This is a genomic window from Oceanobacillus sp. NCCP-135 (assembly GCF_059698015.1).
On the sequence record NZ_BAAKSZ010000002.1, the window covers coordinates 1 to 11975 of the forward strand.

An 11975-nucleotide genomic window follows, 5' to 3' on the forward strand; every position below is an offset into this window, starting at 1 on the left:
ACATTATTTCAGATTTCATCCTGATTTAAAGTGAAATTGACTACCTGTAATAATGTGCTGATTTACATCATTCCCAAAAACAAAGTCACACTTTTAATTACTAAGACCCTTTTTGGTGCTACAATAAGTTTATAAACAACTTGAAGTAGGTGATGAATATTGATTTTTGGTTACGCACGAGTGAGTACGGAAGAACAAAACTTGGATATGCAAGTTGATGCTTTAACCAAATTTGGAGTGGAAAAGATTTATAAAGAAAAGTTGACGGGTACAAGAAAAGATAGACCTCAATTAGAAGAGCTTCTTAAAGTCTTACGTAATGGCGACAAAATTGTTGTATATAAACTTGATCGTATTTCACGTTCTACAAAACACCTTATTGAACTTAGTGAATTATTCAACGATTTGGGAGTTGGTTTTGTATCTATTACTGACAGTATTGATACTTCAACCGCAATGGGTAAATTTTTCTTTCGCACAATGGCGAGCATTGCAGAATTAGAACGAGATATTATAAGTGAAAGAACAAAGTCTGGTCTTCAAGCAGCACGTGCCAGAGGTAGGAAAGGTGGTAGACCAAATAAAAATAGCGGCAAAGTAGAAATGGCGATAAAAATGTATACGAGCAAGGATTACACAATTAACCAAATCACAGAAGCAACAGGAATCAGTAAAACCTCACTGTATAGATACTTAGAAAAAGTAAATTAGGAACATACCAAAATTACTTATAAGGATTGATTTAACTTGAGTGTAAAAGAATTACTGACACCAGAACAAAGAAGGGATATCTTAAACCTTAATAATTTATCGGAATTTGAATTCACTTCATATTACAGTCTATCTGACTATGATATTGAAGTTATAAATCGCCACAGAAGAGACCATAATCGACTGGGATTTGCGCTCCAATTATGCATACTAAGAAATCCTGGATGTACTTTAAATAACATGTTAGAGATACCAGATAACCTTATTACCTATGTGGCTAAACAAATTGGTGTAGACCCAGAAGTTTTCTCTTCATATGCTCAACGCGATACAACAAGACGTGAGCATTTAGAGGAAATACGTCAAGTATATGGATATAGAAATTTTAATAATAGTAATTATCGTACGTCTTCTAATGCTCTTTTAAAATCCGCATTAGAAAATGGAAATACAATGTATCTAGTACGTAATGCAATTGATTTATTACGAAAAGAAAAAATAATATTGCCTGCAATACCAACAATAGAAAGAATGGTTTGGTTAGCGAGAACACGTGCAGAGAAAAAAATATATGCCATACTAATCAGTAATCTTTCTGAAAGAAATAAGCACGGACTAGAAAAGTTGATTGATTTAACTGTAAGTAATAACAAAACACAATTAGCTTGGCTTCGAGAAATTCCTGGTCAGTCATCACCAGATTCCTTTTTAAAGGTCATAAAAAGATTACAGTACATTAAAGAAATGAATATCACTGCCGATACCTCATTAATACATCCCAATAGACTTTTGCAATTAGCGCGAACTGGGGCAAGGTATGAACCACATTCCTTTAGAAGATTTAAAGAAGATAGAAGATATGCATTATTGATCGCTCACTTATTAACTCTTTCCCAAGACTTAACTGATCATGCCATTGAAATTCATGATAGACAAATGATGGTGTTACAATCAAAAGGAAGAAAAACTCAAGAAGAAATGCAAAAGCAAAACGGTAAATCGGTCAATGAAAAAGTAGTGCATTATGCAGATATAGGGACGGCTTTAATCAAAGCTAAAGAACAAGGAATCGATCCTTACGTGGCACTTGAACAGGTAATGACTTGGGAGAAAATTGTAGAATCTATTGAAGAAGCTAAAGTATTATCAAGACCAATGGATTATGATTACCTCGATTTAATAAAAACACGATATAACTATTTAAGAAAATATACTCCAGTCCTGCTGAATTCTTTAATGTTCCAATCTACTAAATCAGCAGATCCTTTGTTGAAAGCAATGGATACGATACGTGAATTAAATGATTCCGGAAAAAGAAAAATCCCTGATGGATCACCTTTGGATTTTGTTCCTAAACGTTGGCAAAAACATGTTTTTGATGATGAAGGTAACATTAACCGTCAATATTATGAAATGGCTGCTTTAACAGAACTCAAAAACTATATCCGATCTGGTGATGTTTGGGTTGAAGGCAGTCGATTACATAAGGACTTTGAAGAATATTTAGTGTCAAAGGACGATTGGGAAAAAGCAAAGGTTAAAGGGAATAAGATAGCTGTAAAAGTAAGTTTTGATCAGTATATACAGGAAAGAATGGAAACTTTAAATACTAAACTACATTGGATTTCAAAAAACATTGACAAGGTCGAAAGTATCAACATTGAAAAACAAAAAATACATGTTGAGAGACTACAAGCAGATACTCCCGAAGAATCTAGAAACTTTAGCTTATCTCTTTATAATATGCTTCCAAGGGTTAAACTCACTGATTTATTAATGGAAGTTGCTGAATGGACTGGATTTGAAGAATCATTTGTTCACGCTTCTTCAAATCACCCACCTAAGGGTGAGGAAAAATCCATAGTAATGGCTGCCTTGATGGCGATGGGTACGAATATTGGACTAACTAAAATGGCAGAAGCAACGCCTGATATTTCATATCGCCAGATGGCTAATGTTATGCAATGGAGATTACATGAAGATGCAATGACACGGGCCCAAGCTACACTGGTAAACTACCAACACCGTCTATCCTTGGCTTCATATTGGGGAGATGGATCAACATCCTCTTCGGATGGTATGCGTGTACCTGTTGGTGTATCATCATTACATGCAGATTCAAACCCGCATTATGGAACTGGGAAAGGGACAACAATTTACCGTTTTACAAGTGATCAATTTTCTTCATTTTATGCAAAAGTTATTAATACGAATGCCAGAGATGCTGTACATGTGATAGATGGATTATTACATCATGAATCTGACCTTACAATAGAAGAGCATTACACTGATACAGCCGGATACACGGATCAGGTTTTCGGATTAAGTCATTTGTTAGGATTTCGTTTTGCACCTAGGCTAAGAGATATAAGTGACACAAAATTATATACCATTTCTTCCCCCAAAGATTTTCCAAACATAAAAGGCATACTTCAGGGTAAGATTAACACAAACGTTATTAAAGAAAATTTTGATGATGTATTAAGGCTGGCGCATTCAATTCGGGAAGGAAGAGTTTCTGGATCATTAATCATGGGGAAGTTAGGTTCATATGCAAGGCAAAACAAAGTAGCCACAGCCCTTCGAGAGATTGGGAGAATTGAAAAAACAATTTTTATTCTTGATTATATTACAAATGAAACATTAAGAAGAAGGATACATCGTGGGCTAAATAAAGGTGAAGCCATGAATGGATTGGCTAGGGCTTTATTCTTTGGTAAACGTGGTGAATTCAGAGAGCGAGGCATACAAGATCAACTCCAAAGAGCTAGTGCATTAAATATATTAATCAATGCAATAAGCTTATGGAACACTGTATATTTGGGTGAAGTGACAAAAGAGTTTAAGAAAAAGGATGTTCTAAAAGAAAATTTACTTCCACACATTTCACCTTTAGGATGGGGACATATTAATTTTCTTGGGGAATATAAATTTGATTCGAATAGCTTGCCAGGGAATTCTCTAAGATCATTGAATAAAAGTTAAATTAAAGTATAAGCCAAATTCCCTAACGTACAGGTATTTGGCTATATTTATGTCAAAATGTGCTTAGCGTACAAAATTTCCGAAATGTTGGCGGTACCCCTGAGAGTGAATTTTATAACTGGAAATAAATAAAAAGCTGCCAAATGGCAGCTTTTTTAATGAATATTTCTATATAACCCAATGACTTTCCCCAAAATGGTTACATTCTGGTAAATCAATGGTTCCATTGTGGCGTTCTCAGGCTGCAAGCGAATATGGTTCTTTTCTTTAAAGAAACGTTTTACAGTCGCTTCATTTTCTTCGGTCATTGCTACAACAATATCGCTGTTATCAGCAGTGTATTGTTGTTTCACAATTACCATATCTCCATTTAGAATTCCAGCTTCAATCATACTCTCACCATCAATGACCAGAACAAATAGATTATCATCCGGCCCGGCACTTGAAACTGGTATTGGAATAAATTCCTCTATATTTTCCACGGCTGTTATTGGCAGCCCCGCTGTAACTTTTCCAATTACAGGAGCATATCTTGCTTCTTCCTTAGGGATATTACTATCCTCTGATAAGTCAAGAATTTCAATTGCCCTAGGTTTCGTAGGGTCTCTCCTGATATAGCCCTTACTTTCAATTCTAGCAAGATGGCCATGCACAGTAGAGCTTGAAGCAAGTCCGACCGCCACTGCTATTTCACGGACGGATGGTGGATACCCTTTCTCCTTTACCTGATCTTTAATAAAATCAAGAATCATTTGTTGCCTTTTAGAAAGTTTAGTCATCTATTAAACACCTCGCACATAGGATTTATTAATGATAGTTTACCATCATAATCCAATAAAAGCAAACATTCGTTCGAAAATCTATTGACAGGATCATACGTTCGTGGCATACTAAATATATCGAACAAAAGTTCTAAACTTAAAAAAGGAAGGATAGATAATATGTTTGAAAAAATGACAAAAACAGATGCATTTTATTTAGTTGCCTTTGCATTAACTTTAGGATTTTTATGTTTTTCCATGATAATTAGCGGATAATTGGGTGAAGGGGATCTTATTTTGAAAGCCATTATATATTGTCGTGTCAGTACAGATAAAAAAGCACAGGAAACATCTTTAGCCAGACAAAAGCAAGAATTAGTAAAAATGGCGGAAAGATATAATTTTCAAGTTGTGGAATGTATCGAGGAGCAGATGAGCGGATTTGAGATAGATCGTGAGGGGATTTTTCGAATGCTTGACTACTTTTCAGAGAGTAAAGCAGAATGTTTATTAATTCAGGATGAAACCAGACTAGGCCGTGGAAATACAAAAATTGCTTTATTTCATCAGTTGCAAAAATTAAATATACCTATATATACTGCGCTCCATAACGGGGAATTGGAGCTTTCAGACTCAGATTCAATGGTGCTGCAAATTGTAGGTATTGTTGAAGAATATCAAAGAAAAATTCATAATGCGAAAATTAGAAGAGGAATGAAAAAAGCAATTGCAGAAGGATACGAGCCCAGGAAGAATCTATCTAATCAGCATAAAGCACCTGGAAGAGAAAGAGTTGACTTTCCTATTGATGAAGTCGTTCGCTTAAGACAAAATAACCTAACCTTTGAGGAAATTACAAATACATTAAATGGCCTTGGTTATTCTGTCTCAAAGGCAACAGTGCACAGGCGATATAAGGAGTTTCAAAATACTTGAATATAATATACAGGCAAGGTAAGATAAAAAGGCAAGAACTGTTATAGTTCTTGCTCTTTTAGTGTGATAATGCCTTTTTAAATGGACACCCTGATCCTTTGGCACTCGCTTATTGTAAAAAATTTCACCCTATGCAGGAGGTTGAATTATATGATATCTAAAGAAAAACTGGAACGAATAAATTCACTGGCAAAAAAGTCAAAAAATGAAGGGTTGACTCCAAAAGAAAAAGAAGAACAAAAAGAGCTCCGTGAACAATATCTAAAAAATGTACGAAGCTCATTTAAAAATGAATTTAAATCAATGACAGTAATCGATCCCGAGGGTAATGATGTAACCCCACAAAAGGTTAAAGATTTACAGGAAAGAAATAAAAAGCATTAAAAATGGTTAAACATTAAGTATTCTAATACCTTGTGACAAATGATGTTTCAGTATAGAATAAATGAGTATACACAATTTATCTAGAAATGAAAGGAGAAATAAAAATGTCTAATATTACTGAACAACTATCCATTAACACGATACGTACACTATCAATTGATGCAATTGAAAATGCAAATTCAGGTCATCCTGGCCTGCCAATGGGTGCTGCTCCGATGGCATATACATTGTGGACTGATTTTATGAATCACAATCCAAAAAGCTCAAAATGGTTTAATAGAGACCGCTTTGTACTTTCAGCAGGTCATGGTTCCATGCTTTTGTATAGTTTATTACATTTATCTGGATATGACGTTACAATGGATGATTTAAAGAACTTCCGTCAATGGGGATCAAAAACACCTGGGCATCCAGAAGTTAATCATACAGATGGAGTAGAAGCAACCACCGGTCCTCTTGGTCAGGGTATTGCGATGTCTGTAGGAATGGCTATGGCTGAAGCTCATCTTGGTGCAAAGTTCAATAAAGATGATATATCAATTGTTGACCATTACACCTATGCCCTGGTTAGTGATGGTGATCTGATGGAGGGTATTTCACATGAAGCGGCTTCCTTGGCAGGCCATCTTGGTTTAGGAAAATTAATTGCATTATATGACTCAAATGATATTTCACTCGATGGTGAACTAAACCGTTCCTTCTCTGATAACTCTGAACAACGTTTTAAAGCTTACGGATGGCAGGTTCTTCGTGTGGAGGACGGAAACGATGTAAATGAGTTAAGAAATGCAATTAAAGCAGCACAGGAAAATAAAGAACAGCCAACTTTAATTGAAGTGAAAACTGTAATCGGATATGGCTCACCAAATAAATCCGCTTCAGCTGCCTCTCATGGTGCTCCTTTAGGTGGAGATGAAGTCAAATTAACGAAAGAATATTATAAATGGACACATGATGATTTCCATGTGCCTGAAGAAGTATATGCTGATTTCAACGAGAAAATTGCTGGAAATGGTGCAGATGCCGAAGATAACTGGAATCATTTATTAGAATCTTATAAAGAAAAATACCCTGAGCTTGCAAATGAACTAACTCTAGCTATGAAGGGTGAGCTTCCGGTAGATTGGGAAAAAGAATTGCCAGTATTCGAACCGGAAAAAGACACACTTGCAACAAGAGCATCTTCTGGTAAAGTTCTCAATGCAATTGCAAAAACTGTACCGAATTTCTTTGGTGGAAGTGCTGACTTAGCGGGATCAAATAAAACAACAATTAATGATGAAGTAGATTTTTCCCGTAAAAACTATGCAGGCAGAAACATCTGGTTCGGTGTACGTGAACATGCAATGGCTGCTGCCTTGAATGGTATGGCATTACATGGTGGATTAAAAGTTTATGCAGGCACATTCTTTGTGTTTAGTGATTACTTAAGACCGGCAGTTCGTCTGGCATCCATCATGAATACTCCTGTTACTTATGTGTTTACACATGATTCCATTGCTGTAGGTGAGGATGGACCAACACATGAGCCCGTTGAACATCTGGCAGCATTACGAGCAATACCAGGGTTATCACTTATTCGTCCGGCAGACGGAAATGAAACACAGGCTGCCTGGAGATTAGCATTGGAATCAGTAGATACACCAACTGCATTAGTGCTCACAAGACAAAATCTTCCTACATTGGAAGGTACAAAAGAAAATGCATACGAAGGTGTCAAAAAAGGTGCATATGTCGTTAGTAAATCAGAAAAAAGAACACCAGATGCATTGTTGCTCGCAACTGGATCGGAAGTTCAATTGGCAGTAGCTTCACAACAGGCATTAAAAGAAAAAGGAATTGATGTTAGTGTTGTGAGTATGCCATCATGGGATCGTTTTAATGCACAGGATGAAGCATATAAAAATGAAGTAATACCACCAGCAGTGAAAAGCCGTCTTGCGATAGAAATGGCTTCCCCATTCGGATGGGAACGTTTCGTTGGCGATAATGGTAAAATATTAGGTATCGATACATTCGGTGCATCTGCCAAAGGTGAAAAAGTTATTGAAGAATACGGATTTACTGTAGATAATGTTGTTCAGCATGTAGAGTCATTGGTAAAATAAAAATTTAATACTATTTGGATGGTTCCACTTTAAGGAGCCATCCTTTTCTATGCTTTCGACAAAACTAGTGCTTTTTTGCAATATAATCTGACACTTTTTTGAAATAGTTTACGTATAATAGAATATAAAAAGGAGAGATTCCTAATGTATACGTATTCTGTGTTTTGGATAAATGAAGGAATTGCAAAGCATTATTTTCATAAAAGTGATATTTTATATCGATTTTTAAGAGATTATCAATATAATCTTGATAGAATAGATCTTATAGCACAATTTGAGTATATTACAAAGAATTTCTCTAACAATGCTTTGGTTTCACATATTAAAAAACATTATCGGGAAAAAGAATTAATTAAAATAAATGGTACACAGATTGAAATATATAAAGATATGACATCTATTTCTTTACATATTAATGAAAAACATTTAGAATTTCGGTGTAAAACAATCCAAGATGCAGAAGAGTTTCTATTTCCGGCACTGAGGAAATTCCAACCAGTATTATTTATTACGGGAAAAGATATTGATAATTATGGTTGGATTTCTCCTGTGATAAATTCCAGTAAATTTCAAGAAAGACAAGTATTGTATTCTCATCTTTAATTTATTATACTTTACAAGAGACAACACGAAGGAGGAAAGCTTTAAATGGACGTAATTTGGGTAGTATTAATTGCTATAGCAGCGTTAATCGCTGGTGTTGCTCTTGGATTTTTCATTGCCAGAAAATATATGATGAGCTATTTAAAAAAGAATCCACCTATTAATGAGCAAATGCTTCGTACGTTAATGATGCAAATGGGACAAAAACCATCACAGAAGAAAATTAATCAAATGATGCGTGCAATGAATAATCAGCAAGATAAGTAATATAAATATAGAAAATATATTCGGATCAAGATGCCATTGCACTATCCCCCTTGCTATGTATAAGTAAGGGGGATTTGTATACATCCTGGATTCCCGGAATTTATAACGAGGTAGTCTACAATTGCCGATATAACAATATTCTTACCTCGTTATACAAAAATATATGTAACGAGTATTTATATGTATAAATCCCTATATAATTACATTCCTCGTTATAAAATAGTGTTTTTTTTCGGGAATCCAGGATACATATGTGTATGATTATTTACCATAGAAAAGTTTCCGATAATTGTCATATTCATTTACTTCTTTTGAGGATGCCTTCTGTTAAACTAATATTAGCGATGTAAATAGGAGGATTACTATGTCTGAAATTAATATTTTTCTTGCATTTGGTGCAGGCTTTTTATCATTTATATCACCATGTGTGTTACCACTCTATCCAGCATTTCTATCCTATATTACAGGAATGAGTGTTAGTGAAATAAAAGAAGAAAATAAAAAAATGAATAAAAAAGCTTTATTACATACTATTTTCTTCCTGATTGGTTTTTCAAGTGTTTTTATAATGATGGGCTTTATGACATCATTTATTGCTGAGTTTTTATTAACAAATCAAGATATAATAAGACAGGTTGGTGCGATCTTAATTATATTTTTTGGACTTGTTATCGTAGAAATATTTAACTTTAAGTTTTTAATGAAAGATAAAAAGATTACATTCAAAAATCGCCCAGCAGGTTTTGCTGGTTCTTTCCTAATTGGTTTAGCATTTTCTTTGGGCTGGACACCGTGTACCGGGCCGATTCTGGCTATTGTTCTGTCATTGGCTGCAACAGATCCGAATATGGGAATGGTTATGATGATTAGTTATATACTTGGTTTCTCTGTTCCATTCCTGTTATTAGCATTCTTTATAGGTAGATTTACATGGATTAAGAAACATAGTCAAAAATTAGTGAAAATTGGCGGGTATATTATGATTTTTATGGGTATTGCCTTATTCTTTGACTGGATGACAGACTTAACATCATTTTTGGCAGGTTGGTTTGGATTTTATGGGTTTTAATGGATTTTCAAACGATCATAAACTATAATTAATAATTAGATATGTTATAAAGGAGGAGAGAGCATTTAATGTACAAACCAAATGATCTTATATTAAGAACAACTACATCATTAATTGCCTTTATCCTGTTGGGATTTGCAGTTTATTTATTACTAGCTGGACACAACTCTCCAGGAGGCGGATTTGTAGGTGGATTGATGACATCCGGCGCTGTGTTATTAATGTATATGTCTTACGGGATAGAAGCCGTAAAAAAAATGTTGCCGATTAATTTTGTTACATTAATTCCGATCGGCTTAGCACTGGCTGTAGTGACAGGCTTAGGATCATTTTTATTTGATGTACCATTTTTGTCACAAACTTTCGGTTACTTTACTGTACCAATTTTTGGTGAAATAGAGCTAGCAACTGCAATGCTATTTGATTTGGGTGTTTATTTTACGGTAGTGGGAGTAATGATTACGATAATTTTGACCATCGCAAATGATCAATAATGATTAGGGGGAAGCATTGGAATGGCAAAAATACTTATCGTCGATGATGCAAAGTTTATGCGGGCAACATTATCAACAATTCTGAAAAAAGATCGTCATGAAGTTATTGGAGAAGCAGAAAATGGAATAGAAGCAATAGAGCGATATAAAGAACTTATGCCGGAATTAATCACAATGGATATTACCATGCCTGTGATGAATGGGATCGATGCTATTAAGGGAATTATGGATTTGAATCATAATGCTAAAATTATTGTATGTTCAGCTATGGGGCAACAAAAAGTAGTTGTTGAAGCAATTGAATCAGGAGCTAAAGACTTCATCGTTAAACCTTTTGATGAAAACCGCGTGTTTGAAACGGTCGATAGAGTATTAAATGAATTTGATAAAACCGTTACAACCTGATCAACAAGGAAGAGTGATTTATCATGTTTTGGGTAATAGCTAGTACGGTTGTTGCTGCTTTTATGGCTGTAACGATGATATTTGTACGACTTAAAGCCTCTAAAAAGCCAGCATCTGTAAAGAAGATTATTTTACCACCATTGTTTATGAGTACAGGCGCATTGATGTTTATATTCCCGGAGTTCCAAATTAAATGGATACAGGTTCTTGAAGCGGTAAGTGTTGGTATTATTTGTTCTATATTTTTAATAAAAACATCAAAATTTGAAATTCGTAACCAGCACATTTATTTGATTCCATCAAAATCCTTTATTTTTATACTGTTTGGACTTTTGTTCTTCCGGATTATTGTTAAATTAGCGATTGGAAGCAGTATTTCGCTAGGAGAGACGAGTGGAATGTTTTTCATTCTTGCATTTGGAATGATAGCAACCTGGAGATTATCCATGCTCTATCAGTTTTTACAGCTTGATAAAAAACGCAAATATTTACGTACATAAACAAAAGCGCTTAAAGATTTATAGTCTTAAGTGCTTTTTCTAATTTGTATTTTTGTAGTTATCCTGCCAGTTATCAGCATAATTAGTTTGTGATTGATTAAAGAATGGTTCATATGGGGTAACATCGATATTTTTTTGTGCTAATTTTTTTCTGAGGAATTTATGATCCCGTTTTGGTGTAGCAATAATATACCCTTCAATCAGAATTTCCTGTGTTATCATTTCTTGATTTTTTTTCAAGGCTACTTCGCCAATCTTACTCGCAATTTTATGCCTTGCAACATCTCTGAATAACTCTGGAACAGGAGAAACTAATTCTTCCAATAGAAGCTTTTCATTTTCATTCCACATATGTTTTGTTTGTTCCATGTAATATTCTTCCCAATCCATTACAGACTTTCCATCTTCTTTAGGCATTCTCTTGAGAAATTTCCGGAACATGAAGAACCCACCGATGCCCATTAAACCCAGAAGTAAAAATCCCCACAAAATAATTAAATAATCTACAAATAGTGACATATTTTTCACCTAATCTTTCCTGTGAATTACAGTTAATTTGCAAAACACACTATGTTAAATTAAAAAATTAATTTATTTTTAGTAGTAATTATAGTAATATTACTAATAATTAGCAAAACGGATGAAATCAGTATACAAACTGAATATTTTCCTTAAATTATATTATAATCCGTAAAAGTTTTATAAACAAGTGTCATAAATTATTGGTATAGTTCATATGATTGAAAGAGAAG

Annotated in this window: 13 protein-coding genes; 11 read left to right on the forward strand and 2 right to left on the reverse strand. The window is 34.4% G+C overall.

Annotated features, from left to right (window positions below):
- The first annotated feature begins 159 nt into the window (after positions 1 to 159).
- Positions 160 to 711, forward strand: a complete 552-nt coding sequence (locus AC6HVZ_RS01670) for a recombinase family protein (protein WP_188944398.1) — start codon at positions 160 to 162, stop codon at positions 709 to 711.
- A gap of 36 nt (positions 712 to 747) precedes the next feature.
- Positions 748 to 3696 (forward strand): Tn3 family transposase, encoded by a 2949-nt coding sequence (locus tag AC6HVZ_RS01675; protein WP_188944400.1) that lies wholly within the window; start codon positions 748 to 750, stop codon positions 3694 to 3696.
- Positions 3697 to 3851: 155 nt separating this feature from the next.
- Here AC6HVZ_RS01675 and lexA read toward each other — a convergent pair whose 3' ends face one another.
- The gene (gene lexA / locus AC6HVZ_RS01680) at positions 3852 to 4475 is read right to left on the reverse strand and encodes a transcriptional repressor LexA (RefSeq protein ID WP_497556396.1); all 624 of its coding nucleotides are present in this window, start codon (positions 4473 to 4475) and stop codon (positions 3852 to 3854) included.
- A 279-nt stretch (positions 4476 to 4754) separates the two neighbouring features.
- Between lexA and AC6HVZ_RS01685 the strand changes: the two genes are divergently transcribed.
- From AC6HVZ_RS01685 to AC6HVZ_RS01725, 9 genes are all read left to right on the forward strand, one after another.
- Positions 4755 to 5393: a YneB family resolvase-like protein gene (locus tag AC6HVZ_RS01685; RefSeq protein ID WP_497556397.1), complete on the forward strand. Its 639-nt coding sequence runs from the start codon at positions 4755 to 4757 to the stop codon at positions 5391 to 5393.
- Between the two features lie 150 nt (positions 5394 to 5543).
- Complete coding sequence (locus AC6HVZ_RS01690) at positions 5544 to 5777, forward strand: DUF896 domain-containing protein (protein ID WP_497556398.1); 234 nt, start codon at positions 5544 to 5546, stop codon at positions 5775 to 5777.
- A gap of 104 nt (positions 5778 to 5881) precedes the next feature.
- Positions 5882 to 7885: a transketolase gene (gene tkt / locus AC6HVZ_RS01695; RefSeq protein WP_497556399.1), complete on the forward strand. Its 2004-nt coding sequence runs from the start codon at positions 5882 to 5884 to the stop codon at positions 7883 to 7885.
- A gap of 144 nt (positions 7886 to 8029) precedes the next feature.
- Entirely contained in the window at positions 8030 to 8488 is a 459-nt protein-coding gene (gene sirA, locus AC6HVZ_RS01700) for a sporulation inhibitor of replication protein SirA (RefSeq protein ID WP_497556400.1), read from the forward strand.
- 45 nt (positions 8489 to 8533) lie between these two features.
- Positions 8534 to 8755 carry a YneF family protein gene (locus AC6HVZ_RS01705; RefSeq protein ID WP_497556401.1) on the forward strand — a complete coding sequence of 74 codons (222 nt, stop codon included), beginning with the start codon at positions 8534 to 8536 and terminating at the stop codon, positions 8753 to 8755.
- A gap of 364 nt (positions 8756 to 9119) precedes the next feature.
- The gene (locus tag AC6HVZ_RS01710; RefSeq protein WP_497556402.1) at positions 9120 to 9824 is read left to right on the forward strand and encodes a cytochrome c biogenesis CcdA family protein; all 705 of its coding nucleotides are present in this window, start codon (positions 9120 to 9122) and stop codon (positions 9822 to 9824) included.
- Positions 9825 to 9892: 68 nt separating this feature from the next.
- On the forward strand, positions 9893 to 10318 hold the full coding sequence (locus tag AC6HVZ_RS01715) for a Na(+)/H(+) antiporter subunit B (protein WP_497556403.1): 426 nt from the start codon (positions 9893 to 9895) through the stop codon (positions 10316 to 10318).
- Positions 10319 to 10339: 21 nt separating this feature from the next.
- Complete coding sequence (locus AC6HVZ_RS01720; protein ID WP_497556404.1) at positions 10340 to 10723, forward strand: response regulator; 384 nt, start codon at positions 10340 to 10342, stop codon at positions 10721 to 10723.
- Between the two features lie 23 nt (positions 10724 to 10746).
- Positions 10747 to 11223: a CcdC family protein gene (locus AC6HVZ_RS01725; RefSeq protein WP_497556405.1), complete on the forward strand. Its 477-nt coding sequence runs from the start codon at positions 10747 to 10749 to the stop codon at positions 11221 to 11223.
- Positions 11224 to 11262: 39 nt separating this feature from the next.
- On the opposite strand, the gene AC6HVZ_RS01730 is transcribed toward AC6HVZ_RS01725, so the two are convergent.
- Positions 11263 to 11742: a DUF2621 family protein gene (locus tag AC6HVZ_RS01730; RefSeq protein WP_497556406.1), complete on the reverse strand. Its 480-nt coding sequence runs from the start codon at positions 11740 to 11742 to the stop codon at positions 11263 to 11265.
- Positions 11743 to 11975 lie beyond the last annotated feature (233 nt).